The 17512-nt window shown below is 42.4% G+C and carries 17 protein-coding genes and 3 tRNA genes; 2 read left to right on the top strand and 18 right to left on the bottom strand.

Annotated elements, in window-relative coordinates; genetic code table 11:
- Window positions 1-18: 18 nt before the first annotated feature.
- From KQI22_RS07125 to KQI22_RS07090, 8 genes are all read right to left on the bottom strand, one after another.
- On the bottom strand, window positions 19-2196 hold the full coding sequence (locus tag KQI22_RS07125) for a hybrid sensor histidine kinase/response regulator (protein WP_216551403.1): 2178 nt from the start codon (window positions 2194-2196) through the stop codon (window positions 19-21).
- Window positions 2197-2403: 207 nt separating this feature from the next.
- Window positions 2404-3735 carry an MFS transporter gene (locus KQI22_RS07120; protein WP_216551402.1) on the bottom strand — a complete coding sequence of 444 codons (1332 nt, stop codon included), beginning with the start codon at window positions 3733-3735 and terminating at the stop codon, window positions 2404-2406.
- Window positions 3728-4696: a metallophosphoesterase family protein gene (locus tag KQI22_RS07115; protein WP_216551401.1), complete on the bottom strand. Its 969-nt coding sequence runs from the start codon at window positions 4694-4696 to the stop codon at window positions 3728-3730. Before KQI22_RS07115 ends, KQI22_RS07120 begins: the two co-directional genes overlap by 8 nt.
- Before the next feature lie 162 nt (window positions 4697-4858).
- Complete coding sequence (locus tag KQI22_RS07110; protein ID WP_216551400.1) at window positions 4859-5026, bottom strand: helix-turn-helix domain-containing protein; 168 nt, start codon at window positions 5024-5026, stop codon at window positions 4859-4861.
- 70 nt (window positions 5027-5096) lie between these two features.
- Window positions 5097-5381: a hypothetical protein gene (locus KQI22_RS07105; RefSeq protein ID WP_216551399.1), complete on the bottom strand. Its 285-nt coding sequence runs from the start codon at window positions 5379-5381 to the stop codon at window positions 5097-5099.
- A gap of 42 nt (window positions 5382-5423) precedes the next feature.
- Entirely contained in the window at window positions 5424-5780 is a 357-nt protein-coding gene (locus KQI22_RS07100; protein WP_216551398.1) for an Rpn family recombination-promoting nuclease/putative transposase, read from the bottom strand.
- A 270-nt stretch (window positions 5781-6050) separates the two neighbouring features.
- On the bottom strand, window positions 6051-6542 hold the full coding sequence (locus KQI22_RS07095) for a hypothetical protein (RefSeq protein ID WP_216551397.1): 492 nt from the start codon (window positions 6540-6542) through the stop codon (window positions 6051-6053).
- A gap of 15 nt (window positions 6543-6557) precedes the next feature.
- On the bottom strand, window positions 6558-7232 hold the full coding sequence (locus KQI22_RS07090; RefSeq protein ID WP_216551396.1) for a helix-turn-helix domain-containing protein: 675 nt from the start codon (window positions 7230-7232) through the stop codon (window positions 6558-6560).
- A 315-nt stretch (window positions 7233-7547) separates the two neighbouring features.
- Between KQI22_RS07090 and KQI22_RS07085 the strand changes: the two genes are divergently transcribed.
- Complete coding sequence (locus tag KQI22_RS07085; RefSeq protein ID WP_216551395.1) at window positions 7548-7997, top strand: L-2-amino-thiazoline-4-carboxylic acid hydrolase; 450 nt, start codon at window positions 7548-7550, stop codon at window positions 7995-7997.
- 4 nt (window positions 7998-8001) lie between these two features.
- On the opposite strand, the gene KQI22_RS07080 is transcribed toward KQI22_RS07085, so the two are convergent.
- The 7 genes from KQI22_RS07080 to KQI22_RS07050 form a co-directional block, all read right to left on the bottom strand.
- Entirely contained in the window at window positions 8002-8931 is a 930-nt protein-coding gene (locus tag KQI22_RS07080; RefSeq protein ID WP_216551394.1) for an acyl-CoA thioester hydrolase/BAAT C-terminal domain-containing protein, read from the bottom strand.
- Window positions 8932-9006: 75 nt separating this feature from the next.
- Complete coding sequence (locus KQI22_RS07075; RefSeq protein WP_216551393.1) at window positions 9007-9429, bottom strand: hypothetical protein; 423 nt, start codon at window positions 9427-9429, stop codon at window positions 9007-9009.
- Window positions 9430-9443: 14 nt separating this feature from the next.
- Window positions 9444-9659, bottom strand: coding sequence for a PF20097 family protein (locus KQI22_RS07070; RefSeq protein ID WP_216551392.1), 216 nt, complete (start codon window positions 9657-9659; stop codon window positions 9444-9446).
- An 18-nt stretch (window positions 9660-9677) separates the two neighbouring features.
- Window positions 9678-10544: an Rpn family recombination-promoting nuclease/putative transposase gene (locus tag KQI22_RS07065; RefSeq protein WP_216551391.1), complete on the bottom strand. Its 867-nt coding sequence runs from the start codon at window positions 10542-10544 to the stop codon at window positions 9678-9680.
- 300 nt (window positions 10545-10844) lie between these two features.
- Window positions 10845-10917, bottom strand: a tRNA-Gly gene (locus KQI22_RS07060).
- Between the two features lie 72 nt (window positions 10918-10989).
- Window positions 10990-11060, bottom strand: a tRNA-Gly gene (locus tag KQI22_RS07055).
- A 93-nt stretch (window positions 11061-11153) separates the two neighbouring features.
- Window positions 11154-11226 (bottom strand) — tRNA-Phe (locus KQI22_RS07050).
- Window positions 11227-11699: 473 nt separating this feature from the next.
- Here KQI22_RS07050 and KQI22_RS07045 point away from each other — a divergent pair.
- Window positions 11700-13310: an N-acetylmuramoyl-L-alanine amidase gene (locus KQI22_RS07045; protein ID WP_216551390.1), complete on the top strand. Its 1611-nt coding sequence runs from the start codon at window positions 11700-11702 to the stop codon at window positions 13308-13310.
- Between the two features lie 4 nt (window positions 13311-13314).
- On the opposite strand, the gene KQI22_RS07040 is transcribed toward KQI22_RS07045, so the two are convergent.
- From KQI22_RS07040 to KQI22_RS07030, 3 genes are read right to left on the bottom strand one after another with little or no spacing between them, the layout of a single operon-like run.
- Window positions 13315-14628: a sensor histidine kinase gene (locus KQI22_RS07040; protein ID WP_216551389.1), complete on the bottom strand. Its 1314-nt coding sequence runs from the start codon at window positions 14626-14628 to the stop codon at window positions 13315-13317.
- Window positions 14628-15308: a response regulator transcription factor gene (locus tag KQI22_RS07035; protein ID WP_216551388.1), complete on the bottom strand. Its 681-nt coding sequence runs from the start codon at window positions 15306-15308 to the stop codon at window positions 14628-14630. The genes KQI22_RS07040 and KQI22_RS07035 overlap by 1 nt, the downstream gene beginning before the upstream one ends.
- Before the next feature lie 20 nt (window positions 15309-15328).
- Window positions 15329-17083, bottom strand: coding sequence for a Na/Pi cotransporter family protein (locus KQI22_RS07030; protein ID WP_216551387.1), 1755 nt, complete (start codon window positions 17081-17083; stop codon window positions 15329-15331).
- Window positions 17084-17512: the final 429 nt, after the last annotated feature.

The raw sequence follows: 17512 nt of genomic DNA, 5'->3' as shown, positions 1-17512 counted from the left end.
ATTGGCATATCTGCCTGTTTACAATTGTCCTCTTTTGATTCTGGTCAGATATGCGATCAGTTTTTTCATATCGATCGGTTTGGCAATATGTCCATTCATACCAGCATCTGTACATGCCTGTACATCTTCTGCAAAAGCGTCGGCAGTCATGGCAATTATGATCGTATTTCGCTTCTTTTCATCCGAAAGCCGGCGGATCTTTCTGGCCGCTTCATACCCATTCATCACAGGCATCTGGATATCCATCAGAATCGCCTGATAGGTTCCCGCCGGTGCTTTCAGCAGCATATCAATACATTCCCTGCCATTTTCCGCGCGATCACATGTAACGCCCTGTCCTGCAAGCATTTCACAGGCAATTTCCCAGTTCAGCTCATTATCCTCCGCAACAAGCAGATGCATATTTTCCACTGCTTCTGGCGCGATCTGCTCTTCGCTGTCTTTTTTGCAGCCTTCCAGCACAGGGAAATCTACCGTCACAGTAAATGTTGTTCCTTTTCCCGGTGCACTTTCACAAGTGATCTCACCATTCATCAGTTCCACCATCTGTTTTACGATGGAAAGTCCCAGTCCGCTTCCCTGTGTGGTGTTTACCTGCGTTTTCACTTCCCGTGTAAAGGTACTGTACATCTGTGTCTGGAATTCTTCTGTCATTCCGATTCCCGTATCCTCTACACAAAATACAAGTCTTGTATATCCTACGCGTTCCGGTAATGCCTCTTCATAAAGCTGCAGTCTGATCTGACCGCCTTTTTCCGTATATTTTACAGCATTTGTCAACAGATTCATGTAGATCTGGCTCAGCCGCATTTTATCTGCACGGATGTATTTATCGGGCAGACGGCTGAAATCACTTGCAAACCGGATTTCCTTCTGCTCCATGACAGGCAGGATCATTTCCGTCAGATCATGTATCATTTCATCCAGAGAAACCTGTTCTTCATTCAGTGTTACCATACCGCTTTCGATCTTGGAAATATCCAGAACGTCATTGATCAGCGTCAGGAGCTGTCTACCCGCATGTTTTCCTTTATCCATACATTCCCTGACTGCTTCCGGATCATCCGCCTTTTTCTCCGCGATCGTCATCATACCAAGAACCGCATTGAGCGGCGTCCGGATGTCGTGGGACATGGCTGACAAAAACTGTGTTTTGGCTTTGCTTGCCTGTTCTGATGCTTTGGCAGCTTCCCGTAATCTGCGGTTCATACTGATCAGATATACACCGTCTATCACTGCCAGAATGATCAATATCCCACAAACGATTCCTATAATATACCATGCATCCAGCGTCGTTTTCAGTTGTTCCGTGCTCACCATACCAAGAATATCAAGCGCAGAATTTTCTCCAAAAGAAGAATAGTACCACAGGCAGTCTGTTCCTCTGAAATTTTTATATTCCAAAAGTCCGTTGTCAGTTGTCTGCAGCTTCTTTTTCAGTTCTTCCACTTTGGTATAATCATCCTGAAAATTATAACCACGGATATATTCCCGGAAATTCTGTGATTTCATGGAAGCTGACTGGATCACATAATCTCCTGTGTTGGTAATGATGCCTACTTCTGCAGAAGCATAATCCGTCGGAAATACCCATGTTTTTTTCAGATTATCCGTCGGAATAATACGCAGCAGCAGATATGCCTTTTCGCCGGCCTCTGTGGCGAGTGTTACTCTGGCTCCAATCCCGACAGCCATTGCATGTGTCTCCTGCAGGCGGTACTTTCCAAGCACAGTGAAATCTTCATCCGTTTCATTGAACATGCTTTCCATGATCTCGCCAAACGGTACATCCGCTTCTATATTTTTTTCTTTATACTGCACATAAGTATCGATCTTTTCTTCGCCCTTTGGATAAAAAGCAGAGTACGCTTCATAGGTATCCATATCCACAATATGTACATACCGGTCTTTATTTGTATTAATTTCCCGCAAAAAATCAAGAGCATCCTCCATAGTCATATGATGCTCTGTTATATAGGAAGCCCAGTTTTTCGCATATCCTCTTTCGCTGTCCAGATAATTACGGGAAACCTGCTTCATTGTTTCAATTGTTCTGACAAATTCTGCCGTCTTTGCTTCCTTCTGCACCTGATCCATATGGCTGGAATAGGCCCATGTGGCTGCTATTGTCGTAACGATCAGAAAAATGTTACAAACGAGTAGAATTACTTTTCGTTTTCTGTCTTTTTCTTTCAATTTCTTATCCCTGTAAATCCCGTTAAATTGCTATATTTTATCTTATCAACAATCCATTGTACCGTCAATATCGCAGCAGTGCAAATCAAAAAAAAGACCGCCAATGATTTTTCAATCGGCGATCCTTTTGCTTCGATGCAGCATACATCATATGACCATACAACATGTGTTATTGATGGAATATTCTCAAAAACCGTGGCAGAACTGTTAGTTACCTGCCTCTAATAATTCTCCTGCGGAATGATCCAGTTCCAGATCCTTTAATAAAATGGTATTGCCCTTCTGTACCATTGCAAGCGGCAATGCTGCGAGCAGTGCACAGACGATCGCATACAGATACAGATAACGATAACCGATAAATTCCATAACCGCACCGGAAAGGATCGGTGTAATGATCTGTGCTGACATACTGGCTGTATAATAGTATCCGGTATAACGACCGGTCGTTTTCTCGCTGGCAACCTCCATGATCATCGGATAGATTGTGGTAGCAACAGTTCCCATACCAACACCGGATATCGAAACAAATACATAGATCAGCGGACTATACCCCGGTGTCATAAAAATACAGAATCCGCCCAGGCACATCAGCCCGATTCCGATATAGGTAGTGAGTTTTCTGCCAATCCTGCAGGAAATGTTTGCCATAGGCATATAGGAGATCAAAGTTACCATTGTCGCAACAAGCTGGAAATTCGCAAAGCTTCCACCGCCTGCACCCCATACCTGACTGGCATATTTACTGAAGGCAGAGGTAACTGCATTGGATGCCATAAAGTAGAAGAATACGCAAAGCAAAATACCCAGAAGTGACCTGCGGACAACTGCATCTGTCTCCTTTTCCTTTCCGCCTTCATCACTTGCATCCATATCTGCTTCGGAAATCCCCATGGCAAGACTTTCCGCATGCATCTTTTCCACCGCCTGCTTTTCCCGGAAGAATACCGCAAACAGGACGGTACAAAGGACAATGATAGCTGATATGATCAGGAAAACCGGCATATAATTGGGATGTTCCACATCCGGAACCGCAAGGGAAATACTGATCAGGATCACAACACCGGAAGCTGCTGCCATCAGGGAATTGAACGCATCCGCTTTTGCACGGATCGGACGCGGTGTTACATCAGGCATCAGTGCCACACAAGGACTTCTGTAGCTGGAAAGTACCACCAGAAGCAAGCACAGAACCGTAAAGAAAAATGGCAGGCTCTGCATCTGATCCGCAACAGCCAGAAGTGGTATTAACAATGCTGCAAGCAGTGATCCGACCAGAATAAACGGTGTACGTCGCCCCAGACGGCTGTGACAGCGGTCACTGATACTGCCAAAAAACGGAAGCAAAAACAGGGCACACACATTATCAAGTGCCATAACAGCCCCGGCAAGTGTATCTCCCAGATGAAAGGTATCACGCAGGATCAGCGGAATAATACCGTCATATGCCTGCCAGAATGCCAGTGCTCCGGCAAAAGGAAGCGTTACCAGTAAGGTACGACGCATATCCAGACTTCGTAAGTTTCTCTCTTTTTTACGCATTTTCCAAATTCTCCTCATCTATCAATTCTGTTCTGCCCGGCCAACAGGTCGGTGTATGGGTATCGAAAAATTCCTTGATCCGATTCCCCGTATGCGGTGCTACAATGTCACAATAGCGGAGCAGCTTTGTTTCATAGTGCATCGGTCGATCCACATGGAAAGTCAGCAATCTTCCGCCGCGTTCTGCGCCCGGTCCATAGCAGGCAAAGCCGCCCGACGGTGTATACCCCAGATCAATACCGTCTACCTGTCCCACAAAATCATTTTTATGATCGTGTCCGCAAAATACTGCCATGACCTGCCCGCTGTCACGCAGCAGTTCAAACTCTCCCGCATTTTTCTCAGGACTGCAAATCCGTTCCTTCAAAGTAACATTCCTGCATTTTTTATATTCCGGCAGTGGAATATGCTGAAATACCATGGATGGAACCTGATCCTGGGAAAGTTTCTCTTTTAACCAGTCCAAAACTGTTGCAGTAGGCGGTGCATACTGCCCGTGCACAGTCTTATTTCCACTGTCGACCAGATAAAAACGAAGTACCTCTGCTCCGCTGCTGTTCCTGATCTTCAGATAAAATGTACCTGCATCCTGTTCTTCTGCCGGGCAGATACAATAAGGATAACTACGATAAATAGCAGCCTGCTCCTCATTAGACAGACCACACTGCAGATCATGATTTCCAAATGTGACCGCATAGGGAATACCACGTTTTTCCATCGGTTCTGTCAGCATATGTAATGTATTTTGAACACTTTCCTTTCCCAGAAGACGAAATGCCGGCGAATATCCTTTTAACTGATCTCCCGTCAGAATGACAAGATCCGGTTTCGCCGTATCCAGAAGTGCATGTAGCAGACGCAGCGTGTCCTTTTTCGGATGCACGCCCTCCTGCAGATCCGTAATATGTAAAACATGAAAGGTACCGTCTTCCCGAAATTCAAGATATGGTTTTCCGTTCATACACTATCCTCCTTTTCCTGTAGGATACTGCCTGCTATGAATTGATAAAATCAAGATAAGGTAAAAGATTTGTCTGGTTTTTGTAAAATTATTGCATAAAAAAGAAACCCTTTGTTTCCAAAAGGTTTCTACGTTCTTCACAATTAAAAATATCCCTCTTTCCTACATCAGGTTCTTTACATATTCCTCTGATCTGTCCAGATCCTCTGCAATCTCGGCAATTGTTTTTCCCTTTTGCAGCCACTTAGCGATCAGTTCCCTATCCCGGTTTTGCTCGCCTTCATTTTTCCCCTGTTCATATCTCTGATCCATTTTCATTTCTATCGTCATATAATTCTCCCTCCACTTGGAACATCAGCCCATGCAAATTTGCCTTTGGCAAATGGGCTGATGCTGCATATCAAGTTTTCATAGAAAACTTGATACATTTATCATCATCATTTCGAATAATCTGCACTTGCTTTTGAATATCTTTTGTATAATGATCTGTTGGTTGCCCGGTTTTGAAATAATCAAGCAGTTTCGTTGTATCTTCGCTGATTCCCTCTCTATTCCCATTCACATTTACAAAATACGTTTGCCGCTTATCTGCAAGCGCCAGCTCTTTATTTTCCTTACATGTCGTCTCAAACGTATAAATGCTCCTATCATCTGCAAAAGGATCAAAAGTACAAATAAATATCACAACCGACTGTTTCAGATTAAAATACTTCTGTCCTGCACGAATCTAGTAGCTGTCCATTTCACTGTGATAATACCGCGTTCTCAGGTGCAGATCTGTTTCTTCTGTCGTCTGCATTTCGATATCATACACATTACCTTCACTATCTTTTGCATAAATATCAATGCGGATTCCTTTTCCAATAAGAGTGGTTTTCATTATCTTCTGCGGCTCTACAACTTCAATCTCAACCAGTCTGATCTTCAATATTCTCTGGAGCAGTTCTTTACATTTTTCCTTATCCCGGAATACCGTACCAAACATGAAATCATTGGTAATACCAATTTCATCAAAATTGATCGTTTCCGTCTTGCCTTTTACTGTTCCCTTATCCGATACGACAGTTTTTCGTTTCTGTGTCATATGACCTCCTTTTCTGTAAGCCATGCTTACCCAGAGAGGTCTGTTATACTTTAAAACCTCCCTGCTATTTATTTTTGTGGAATTTAAGCAGTGAAGTTTCTTGAAACATTTAGATATATCATAGTAACTATTCAGAGCTACCTATAATAAATAGAAAATGGGATGGCAAGCCATCCCATGTAAAATATGATTTTGACTTTCTGCTTGTAATCAGTTTAACATAGATAACAGGCAGAAACAACCGATAATATTTCCTCTCCCTAATATTCTTTAAAAGAATGTACAGATCCAGCCGATCACAGCACAGATCGGGATATAGATAATAAAGTGCATGATATGTGTCTTCTTATTATAGCCAAACAAATACGGCTCCATGATGCCATCCACTTCCGGATAAAAGTGCGGGAAGAAATTGGAGTGACAAAGAAGTACCCAGTCAAAGAAGCATATATCATAAATTTCCATGACATAAAGTATAATCAGAAATCTTGCAAAGAAATTCCAAAAGCTGAAGCCATTTCTAATGCCATCCCAGACGCTCAGAACAGCCGCACCAATAAACAAAAGTACTGCGATTCCTGCAATGATCCAGCCAATTACATGCGCACCAGGAAATCTTTCCTTATGGTCAGGCACTGCATCCAAAACTTCCTTTGGCGCAGAAGAGAAGAATTTCTTGTCCTGAATAAACCCAACACCGCCATACAAAACAAGAAAATATGCTACCATAACCATAACTGCTGCAATAATTGTTATCAACATTTTAAGTATAACCTCCTATAAAGCATTCTCCGTATCATCATATATAAAGTTATAATCTTCAGATGTGATGATGTTTCCCTGAAAATCCAGCTCAAAATAAACATGCGTCATATAGAGTCTTTTCAGTTGATCTGCTGGCAAAGGCAATAATACCACATGTTCCCCATCCTTAATGCTTTTTGTGACAAGCAGCTCCGTTTCTTCCATTGTTTCGCTACCACTGGGAGTAGCAAACATTTTGATCGTATCGGGAGTTCCCACTTCCCATTGGATCATGATTCCAACAATGTCCGCCGCAGGATACCACAATGCCTCATCAAAGACATCATTCATATCTGCATCAAAAAATCTGATACTGATATCAGACGGTTCTTCCGTCTTAATCATTTCATTCTGTGATTTACATAGCAGAATCACCAGAACAGAAATGAATACCAACAAAATCACTATTCCGATTATTATAATGAACTTTCTCTTGCTGCCAGTCCCTTGTCCATTTTTTTGATGTTCCAGATCAACAGAAATATCCAAAACAGAATTGAGGCACTCCCTGTTAATTCCTGTCGGTATGGCTTTATTGCTTTCCCACTTTGATATTGCCTGTCTGGATACGCCGACCTCATTTGCCAGATCTTCCTGCGACATATTTTTTGCCATTCTCGCTTGCTTTATTGTTTCACCCAAAGTCATTTTCCCATCTCCTCAACTGAATTGATAGGCAGATTATATCCCGCAACCCCGGTTGCGTACCACCATTTTTATGCAACTCATGCAGTTGCTCTCTACATGATGCCAACTTACCATTGTACAAAATGCAGAATCGCGTTATTCTTTTACCAGACAATTAGCAAGGAGTAATAAACAATGCGGATCAAACAGCAAAAACAAATCAAAGCATTTCTGATCGGAGAATTCGGAAAAAGCAGAGGAGGTTCACTATTCAACAAACAGTCATCCATACTCCGCTCTCTGATTGAAAACACCCGGAATAAATCAAAAAACCAGATGAAAACGCTTATCGGCACCATTCTTCCGGGCATAGCCCTGTATAAAGCTCTGTCAGAAGAAAATCTCTCCAAAGAAGCGGTAACTACTTATATGGAGAAATACATGTTTGATCACGTTGCTGCAAATATGCATTCTTCTATGAAAAAAATGGAAATCATACCCGGCTTTTACTTCCTTTACAGCACAATATTCCTTCATGTCATGCAACACACAGATCTGCAGGAAAGTGTGCAAACCCACGGCAAAGATTACTTTGACGTAACGATCACAAAATGCCTCTGGCACACAGCATGCGCAGAAAACGGATGTCCCCAGTTATGCCATATATTCTGCGATGCTGATAATGTGACCTATGGCAGTCTCAAAAAGCTGGCTTTTTCACGAACAAAAACATTAGGGCACGGCAAAGACTGCTGCGATTTCCATTTTTATAAAAAACAGGGCTGACCTGTTATGATTCCTTCCATGCCTTAATTGCGGCAGAAAGCTTTTTATCAATATCTTTTCTGGTTGCTTCGCACTCATTCGGATAGTCTTTTGCAGCTTTGAAAATAAAGCGCAGTACGAATTTAAGCCCTACAGGTAATGCTTTTCGGAGCAGTGATTCCGGCAGAACAAAATGCGTTCCGTGCTCATATACCAGAATCTCATAGTCACAGCTATGCGGATGCTCTTTCAGACGCTGATCCATACGGCGGATATATTTTGCTGTTTCCCAGAAGGAATCATCCTCTGCACCGACAAGAATCAGTTTCCCTTTGATATTTTCAACCTTGATCATCTCTTCTTCCGTGTGTTCTCTTGCTTTTTCAGAATCAATGAACAGGCATGTACTACGTTCAAAATCACCGGAACCTTTCGTTTCTTCCATAATCTTCTGCCAGTAAACCGGATGTTCATACACAAATGGCATATAAGCGAGTGGTTCTCCCTTCCAGGAAAGAGTAGATGCGCCCGGAATCGGCCATTCACCGCAGCCATCCTTTTTTCCCTGTTCAAAGCCCTGCCATACAAAGTCACTCGGTGTCAGTCCAAAGGTCAATGTAATGTCAGGAAAATAAGAAGCAGCAACAATCGAATCCATACCTGCTGTACTCATTCCCATAATTCCGACCTTACGATTTCCATTGTTTTTCAGCCACTTGATCGCTGTTTCTATTCTCTCCAGTGGATAATTTACATGACTGTAATTCTTCTTTCCGGGAGACATACAAAGCACGTTTACACCGTTTTTATGTAACCATTTTGCACCACATTTTGCCATATAGTCATTCGGATCATCTCCGAATAATCCAATGACTGCACAATCCGAACCTTGTGGATTTTCATAATAAGTCCCATAAAAACCGTCTTTTTCCGTTTCAAAAAATAATTTTTTCATAGTTTTCCTCCAGTTTCTGCCCTCATCGCCTTTAGGTTAGTACAGTCTAACTGGATTGTCAACTTAAAATTTTATCTATTTGTCCGCCAGAGTCGCCTGCAATTTATCGTAATTCACAGTAAGTCTATCGAGCGTAATGATCTTCTTTCCATTTTGAGAAAGGATCATTTCAGATTTTGAACCATAGGCAACTTCAAGTCCTACAATAGGAACGATCTGCACTTTATGTAACATACGATGGATCTCCAGTTGCCCTTCTTTTACGATGATCTCCCATTTATCCGCATAAAGCTTAACATATAACCCAATCAGCGCAACAATGATCGCAAATACAAAAGTACCTATTGAAATATCAGGATTCTTACATATCTTAACCCATGCAAAGAGGATAAAAAGCAGAATCCCCACTACACACAAACATACATATACAGCTCCCAGTTCCTTAGGGAATTTCAAAACATAACTTTCCTGATGATTGTTTTCTTTTGTTTCATTCATTTTTATTTACTCCTTTATTTTTCTTCAAACGAAGCGAAGACCTTCATGCACTCATCACAATAATAGCCTTCCGCTTTTAATCTCAGATTTACCGTATTCTTTTTGAACATTTTGTTTTTATATTCCTCCGGATACCAGAATACCATTGTCAGCGACTGCGTCAGACTTCCTGCATCCTTTGCCTCAATGATTCCCTTTTCCAGCTCCCTTCCACATTCCGGACAGATCATGTTTTTCTCCTTTCCTCTTTATTTCTGAGAACAGATCAGACTTTTCACATATTCCTCTGATTGATCCAGATCCTCTGCGATTTCAGCAAGTGATTTACCCTTTTGCAGCCATTTGGTGATCAGTTCTCTTTCTTTACTGATTTCGCCTTCACTTCTTCCAAGTTGTATTCCCTCATTTTTACCCTGTTCATATTTCTGATCCATTTTCATCTCGATTGTCATATAATTCTCCCTCCAATCGTCATCATTTCGAATAATCTGCACTTGCTCTTGAATATCCTCTGTATAACGATCTGTTGGCTGCCCGGTTTTGAAATAATCAAGCAGTTTCGTCGTATCTTCGCTGATCCCTTCTCTATTCCCGTTTATATTTACAAAATACGTTCGCCGTTTATCCGCAAGCACAAGTTCTTTATTCTCTTTACATACTGACTCAAATGTGTAAATACTTCTATCATCTGCAAAAGGATCAAAGGTACAGATAAAAATCACAACCGACTGTTTCAGGTTAAAATATTTCTGTCCTGCACGGATCTGGTAACTGTCCATCTCACTATGATAATAACGCGTTCTTAAATGCAGATCTATTTCTTCCGTCGTCTGCATTTCGATATCATACACATTGCCCTCGCTATCTTTGGCATAAACGTCAATACGAATTCCTTTTCCGATAAGAGTGGTTTTCATCATCTTCTGCGGCTCTACAACCTCAATCTCAGTCAGTTTAATCTTCAGTATTCTTTGCAGAAGTTCCTTACATTTTACCTTATCCCGGAATACTGTTCCAAACATAAAATCGTTGGTAATTCCAATTTCATCAAAATTGATTGCTTCCGTCTTGCCTTTTGCAGTCCCCTTATCTGGTGTAACTTTTCTTTGTGTCATATGACCTCCTTTTCTGTAAGCCATGCTTACCCAGAGAGGTCCATATTCTTTGAAACCTCCCTGCTATTTATTTGTCTGTGAAATTAAGCAGTGAAGTTTCTTGAAATATTTAGATATATCATAGTAACTGTTCAAAGCTACCTATAATAAATAGAAAATGGGATGGCAAGCCATCCCATGTAAAATATGATTTTGACTTTCTGCTTGTAATCAGTTTAACATAGATAACATGCAGAAACAACCGGAATATACACGAAAAAAGGATATCCACATGGATATCCTTTTCGTGTAAAAAATAAGAGCGCGAGACGGGACTCGAACCCGCGGCCTCGACCTTGGCAAGGTCGCGCTCCACCAACTGAGCCACTCGCGCATGTTTTTGCATGTTGCCATGCATTGAAGGTATTAAGTTAATAATATGTTCTTCTCTGAGTTATTTCAGAGAAGCGGGTGATGGGAATCGAACCCACGTATCCAGCTTGGAAGGCTGGTGTTCTACCATTGAACTACACCCGCATATCTTTTGTCCTGTCTGGATAACCCGAACAAATAAGATAATAACAGAGAACTTGTTTCGTGTCAAGACACATTATCAATTTTCTGTTATAATGCCCAGAACCGGAATCGAACCAGTGACACGAGGATTTTCAGTCCTCTGCTCTACCGACTGAGCTATCTGGGCGAATCAATTTGCTTGCGCAAATTCAGAAAAATAATTTCAGATTCGATCGTGCAAATTTATTTGCTAAGATCGGAGATGAAATTATTTTACGTTTATTTGCATTTGCAAATAAACGGACATCGAGAATACGTAGTATTCGAGATGGGCTGAATTTCATACCTTTTCACGATGGGCTGAATTTCATGCCTTTTCACGATAGGCTGAATTTCATATCTGCCGAAAGCCAAAGTTATTTTATCCTGTTTTCCCCCTTCTGTCAACACTTTTGTGCGTTAAATTTTCACAGTGTTTTTCTTCCGCAACACAGGACATTTTTTAAATTATGGTAATAAATGGTCAGTTTATTACGGATTTGCATGGCTCTGAATAGTTATAAATTATGAAGTTTTATTTAAGATTCTCCGCACCCCCTTGTCCAAATTTTTCGACCATGTATACTGTTAAGTACCACACCAATGAAAAGAGGAAATTTCATGTCTGACAGCTTTTACAAACAACCGAATCGCTTCTCCTCCCGGCAGAATAAACGGAAAAGGCGCTCACAGAAGATCAAGATGCTCTGTGTGCTCCTTTTCGTCCTTTTTGCGATTTCCTTCCTGCTTTTTACCATCTGGAAGGTGAGCTCCGATTTCCGGAAAAGCGGAGATATGCAGACTGCGGATGCAGCTTCCAGTATGGCACCTGCTGAAATTGAAATTGCCGGGCAGGAAGAGGAAGATACCTCCCTGTTTACGGTCTGCATTGATGCAGGACATGGCGGAAAGGATATCGGCTGTGACAGCAAGGGGCGTATCGAAAAAGATGATACGCTGAAACTGGCAAAAGCGCTGTCAGACGCCCTCTCAGAAAGGCAGATCCGTGTTGTGATGACGCGTGAGGATGACAGTTTTCTTTATCTGTCACAGAGGTGCAAGGCTGCAACAGATGCGGGCGCACGCTACCTGCTCTCTCTCCACCGCAATAAAGGAAAGGGAAATGGTGCAGAAGCATGGATCAACAGCCGGGCTTCCGAGGAAACAACCTCTCTTGCCTCCAATATCCTGACTTCTCTGGAAAAAGTAGGCATTTCCCGGAACCGCGGTATCAAACAGGGCAGCTATAACAGTGACGAAGAGGATTATTATATTACTGCAAATGCTGAAATGCCTGCCTGCATTTTAGAGCTCGGCTTTATCAACGACAGCGATGATAACAGACTGTACGACTCCAATCTGACAGACTATGCAAATGCCATCGCAGATGCAGTTATGACGACCTATGAAGGCTATAAGGATCAGGAAACCAGCACAAATACAATTCCTGTCGCAGTACCTGACCAGAACGGAATGCAGATTACCAATGCTGTCATTGAAAATATAGAAACACTGGATACAGAATGTATCGGATATGGGCAGGGCGTAAATGTGGACGAAGAAAACCGTCCTGTCACCAGCGTACAATATGAAGAAAAGTACAAAGATTATCATGCCCACTTTGTCAATATGGACACGCCTTTGACAGACGATGGTGCAAAAAAGATCTATCTGACGATTGATGAAGGTTACGAATATGGTACAACAGCTTCTATGCTGGATACGCTGCAGGAGAAAGGCGTCAAAGCAACCTTTTTCGTGACGCTTCCGTATGCCCAGAGTGAACCGGATCTGATCCACCGGATGATCTCCGAAGGGCATGTGATCGGTAATCACTCCACCACGCATCCTTCTGCCGGCCTACCTTCTCAGGATATCGAAACACAGAAAAATGAAATCCTGCAGACAGATGCCTATGTAAAGGAACAATATGGCTACTCCATGTATCTGTTCCGCTTCCCAGCAGGAAAATTCAGTGAACAGTCTCTGGCAATCGTCAATAACTGTAATTATGAAAGTATTTTCTGGAGTTTTGCTCATCTGGATTATGACGTGGACAATCAGCCCGATCAGGCGGAAAGCCTTCAGAAAATGATAAGCAGACTGCATCCGGGCGCAATCTATCTGCTCCACGGTCAGTCTGCTACAAATGCTGCAGTGCTCGGTGATTTTATTGATCAGGCAAGAGAACTCGGATATGAATTCTGTCTGATCGAACCGGATGTACAATAGCGCTTTATACAAAAGTCACCTTAATTTCAGTTCCTTTGCCTTCTTTACTTTTTATATCCAGCTTTGCATGATGCTCCGCTACGATATGTTTTACGATCGCAAGCCCCAGACCGGTTCCGCCGGTCTGCTTGGAGCGGCTCTTATCGACACGGTAGAAACGTTCAAACACACGCTCCTGATTTTCCTTACTGATTCCGATTCCCGTATCACGGACTGACAAAAAGACATTATCGTCTTCCTCCCCGACCGTTACGCAGACAAGCCCATTTTCCACGTTATAACGGATCGCATTATCGCAAAGGTTATAGATCAAATCTTCCAGCATCTGCTTATTGCCATATACATAACATTTCTCACCCTCTAACTGCAGAGAAACATGGTGCTGCTGTGCACTCATGGCGAGCATATCGACGTTTACCTGTGCGGCCTCATAAAGATCCACCTTTTCAAAGGTCGTTTCAGGCGTACTGTCAAGCTGTGACAAACGAATAATATCATTGATCAGTGTGAGCAGTCTGTTGGCACTCTTGTGGATCTCCTTTGCGAAACGAATGGTATCATCCCCGGAAGCCATTCCATTCTCGATCAGCTCTGCATATCCCGAAATAGAGGTCAGCGGCGTTTTCAGCTCGTGCGATACATTCGCGGTAAATTCCTGCCGCATATTGGCATTTTTCATAATATCCTGATGCTGTGTATGGATCGTCTTTACAAATGGCTCAAGCTCCTCATACACCGGAATGGTATCCATATGATCCATATCCTGCGCCATCTGCTCGATCGGTTCCACCAGATGCCTTGTCAAAAGCAGCGAGATCGGTGCACAGATAATCAGCAAAAATGCACAGACGACCAACAGAAGTGGAAGGGAGCGCAGCAGAACCTGCAGAACATTTCCCGCGTCCTTGGAAACACGCAGTACACTGCCATCTTCCAGTCTGAGTGCATAATAATAGGTATTGTGGGAAAACGTATTGGATATACGGACTGTCTGCCCCTCTCCTGTTTCCATTGCCTGCGCAATCTCCGGTCTGTTTTTATGATTTTCCATCTCCCGGTAATCTGTCATATTATCATAGATCACACTGCCATCTGCATTTACAAGTGTGATTCTGATCTTATCCGATTTCAGAAGATCAGCTTCCTTTTCTTCCAGTTGTAATATATCACTGTTTTGTAAAATGTTGGCATAACCTTTCAGATCATCAATCACCTGCTCCTGCAAAAGATGATATACGATCACCAGAAGAGCGCAGACTGTCAGAAGCAGGGTCAGCGCAACCATCTGCATCATTTTGGCATTGATCTTCTTTTTCATTATTCTTCTCCTGTCAGAATATAACCGACATTTCGTACTGTCTTGATATACGCTCCTGCATCACCCAGCTTCTTGCGAAGTGTTTTGATATGCATGTCCAACGTTCTGGATTCGCCTTCAAAATCCGTTCCCCAGACTTTTTCCAGTATCGTATCTCTGCCGACTACGATGCCCGCATTGACCAAAAGGAGTTTCAGAAGCTCATATTCTTTAAAAGTCAGTTCACATGGTCTTTCACTTACACTGACAAGATGCTTGTCTTCTTCCATCTTAATATTCTGAAAGGTAAGCACAGGTGATGAAGCTGTCCGTCCACTACGGCGGAGAAGTGCCTTCACACGAGAGATCAATTCCATAACACCAAACGGTTTTGTCATGTAATCATCCGCTCCGATATCCAGACCTTTTACCTTATCAATCTCTGTTGTTTTTGCCGTGACCAGAATAATCGGCTGCATATTGGTCTTTTTATCCAGCTTCAGCTTTTTCACGATCTGCAGACCATCCTCATCCGGAAGCATGATATCCAAAAGAAACAGATCCGGGATCTGTTCCTTCAGTCCTTCATAAAAATCCTTCGCGCAGTAAAATTCCTTTGTTTCATATCCGGCATTTTTCAGTGCATAGCTTTCAATCTCGGATATGTTCTTATCATCCTCTACAATATATATGAGTGCCATAGAAACCGCCTTCCTTTCACTTACGGTAACATATATTTCTCTTTCAGTTTCTTAAAGCTCATTTCAAAATCTTCTTTGTTTTCAATACCAAGCTTGTATTCATGAATATCGAATGCATCATCATTGACTTCCATCAGACAGGCCGCAATGTTGGAACAATGATCTGCCACACGTTCATAGCTTGTGAGCACATCCGATAAAATAAATCCCATCTCGATCGTACACTTTCCTTTGCGCAGACGTTTGATATGGCGTCTCTTAAGTTCTGCCTGTAAATAATCGATCTCTTCCTCCAATGGTTCTACCTGTGCGGCTCTTGTCAGATCTTCTGTCTTAAACACATCAAAAGTAAGATCTACCACTTCCTTTAATGCATTTGTAAAAATTTCCAGCTCAACCAGTGCCTTATTGGAGAAATGCTGATCTTTTTTGGTCATTTCTTCAGCTGATTCTTTAATATTGATGGCATGATCACTGATCCGCTCAAAATCGCCAATGCTGTGGAGCAGGATAGAAAGGGAATGGGAGTCCTTTTCCGTCAGATTTTTGGATGACAGCTTGACCAGATAACTTCCCAGTTCATCCTCATATTTGTCTACCTTATCCTCCAGATCAAGCACCCTCTGTGCTTTCTCCTCATCATAATGCGCAAGCAGTGACATGGCGTCATATAATGCTTTTTTGGAAAGATCCGACATTTCAATCGTTGCAGTACGACACTGCTCCATGGCAACAGCCGGCGTCTCTAAGAAACGGCTGTCAAGCACGAGCACACGATCTTCCTCCGGCTGCTGTTCCGCATCTTCCGGAATAGTAAGGATCGCAAGCTTTTCCAATAGTTTTGCAAATGGAAGCAGTACGATCGTCGCAGCAATATTAAATGCACTGTGGATTACTGCAATCCCTGCTGCATTGGCACTGTCTGCAAGAAATGCAAAATGCACAAATTCATTAATCGAATAAAAGACCACCATGAAAAGAACGGTTCCGATCAGGTTAAAATACAAATGTACAACAGCTGCACGTTTTGCGTTTTTCTTTGCACCGATTGCAGAAAGCAGTGCTGTGATACAGGTTCCGATATTCTGTCCCATGATGATCGGAATGGCTGTGGCATAGCTGACTGCACCGGTTTTACAAAGTGCCTGTAAAATACCGACAGATGCAGAAGAACTCTGGATTACGGCCGTCAGAATTGTTCCTGCCAGCATACCAAGAACCGGATTGGAGAATTTTGTCAGCATTCCGGTAAATGCCGGTACATTTGCAAGCGGTTTCACTGCTTCTGACATGGCATCCATACCATACATCAACACTGCAAAGCCGATCAGGATCGTTCCGATATTGTGTTTTTTCTCTTTCTTGGAAAAAAGCAGCATACAGACACCAACCAGTGCCAGAACCGGCGAAAATGAGGTTGGTTTTAATAAGCGAACAAAGAAATTGGTGCTTTCGATACCACTCAGACTTAAGATCCAGGAAGTTACGGTTGTACCGATATTGGCACCCATGATGATACCAACTGCCTGGGAAAGCTTCATAATACCGGAGTTTACAAAACCGACAACCATAACGGTTGTGGCAGAAGAACTCTGGATCAGTGCAGTCACGCCCGCACCAAGTGCAACAGCTTTGATCGGATTATTGGTCATGCGTTCCAGGATTTTTTCCAGACGACCGCCGGATACGCTCGATAATCCCTCTCCAAGCAGGTGCATTCCATATAAAAACAGGGCAAGTCCACCTACCATTGATAATATTCCGAAAAAGTCCATAATAGCCTCCTCTTATGCTATAAATAGGTTTCCACGGAATTATTTTATAATACAATTCTCAATAACACCACAGGAATTTACATATTTTACTTACATTTTACATTCAGAGAATGCGTCATAACAATGAGGATTGTCTTATATATAGGAAGATTTTACCCAAATATCAGAGGGCATTTCTGCATAGTTATGTGTTTCAGATATATGAATGAAATAAAAATAAATACAAAATCCCGGGGCTGACAGATACATGCAATCACGTTTGCCTACCCTGCGATTTGCTATGAGCATATTTTGCTGCGCTTCGGTCGCAAAAAAGCGTTGCGATCTCTCCGCTGCAGCAAATGCTCCGCAAATCTCGGTCGGCTACACTATCGATTGCTTAGTATCTATCAGCCCCGGGATTTGGTTGATTGCCTGTCCGGCTATATA

The organism is Kineothrix sp. MSJ-39 (assembly GCF_018917935.1).
Taxonomy (GTDB): domain Bacteria; phylum Bacillota; class Clostridia; order Lachnospirales; family Lachnospiraceae; genus CAG-194.
This window is presented reverse-complemented; position numbering and strand designations above follow the sequence as displayed.

What these genes read in the sequence shown, in the direction of transcription:
- KQI22_RS07040 (WP_216551389.1), bottom strand. Translation starts at nt 14,628, where the DNA reads ATGAAAAAGAAGATCAATGCCAAAATGATGCAGATGGTTGCGCTGACC.
- KQI22_RS07090 (WP_216551396.1), bottom strand. Translation starts at nt 7,232, where the DNA reads ATGACTTTGGGTGAAACAATAAAGCAAGCGAGAATGGCAAAAAATATG.
- KQI22_RS07065 (WP_216551391.1), bottom strand. Translation starts at nt 10,544, where the DNA reads ATGACACAAAGAAAAGTTACACCAGATAAGGGGACTGCAAAAGGCAAG.
- KQI22_RS07030 (WP_216551387.1), bottom strand. Translation starts at nt 17,083, where the DNA reads ATGGACTTTTTCGGAATATTATCAATGGTAGGTGGACTTGCCCTGTTT.
- KQI22_RS07070 (WP_216551392.1), bottom strand. Translation starts at nt 9,659, where the DNA reads ATGATCTGTCCGGAATGTGGAAGGGAGCTGGAAAAGGGAATCATTGAG.
- KQI22_RS07095 (WP_216551397.1), bottom strand. Translation starts at nt 6,542, where the DNA reads ATGTTGATAACAATTATTGCAGCAGTTATGGTTATGGTAGCATATTTT.
- KQI22_RS07080 (WP_216551394.1), bottom strand. Translation starts at nt 8,931, where the DNA reads ATGAAAAAATTATTTTTTGAAACGGAAAAAGACGGTTTTTATGGGACT.
- KQI22_RS07045 (WP_216551390.1), top strand. Translation starts at nt 11,700, where the DNA reads ATGTCTGACAGCTTTTACAAACAACCGAATCGCTTCTCCTCCCGGCAG.
- KQI22_RS07120 (WP_216551402.1), bottom strand. Translation starts at nt 3,735, where the DNA reads ATGCGTAAAAAAGAGAGAAACTTACGAAGTCTGGATATGCGTCGTACC.
- KQI22_RS07115 (WP_216551401.1), bottom strand. Translation starts at nt 4,696, where the DNA reads ATGAACGGAAAACCATATCTTGAATTTCGGGAAGACGGTACCTTTCAT.
- KQI22_RS07110 (WP_216551400.1), bottom strand. Translation starts at nt 5,026, where the DNA reads ATGACGATAGAAATGAAAATGGATCAGAGATATGAACAGGGGAAAAAT.
- KQI22_RS07085 (WP_216551395.1), top strand. Translation starts at nt 7,548, where the DNA reads ATGAAAACGCTTATCGGCACCATTCTTCCGGGCATAGCCCTGTATAAA.
- KQI22_RS07100 (WP_216551398.1), bottom strand. Translation starts at nt 5,780, where the DNA reads ATGACACAGAAACGAAAAACTGTCGTATCGGATAAGGGAACAGTAAAA.
- KQI22_RS07075 (WP_216551393.1), bottom strand. Translation starts at nt 9,429, where the DNA reads ATGAATGAAACAAAAGAAAACAATCATCAGGAAAGTTATGTTTTGAAA.
- KQI22_RS07035 (WP_216551388.1), bottom strand. Translation starts at nt 15,308, where the DNA reads ATGGCACTCATATATATTGTAGAGGATGATAAGAACATATCCGAGATT.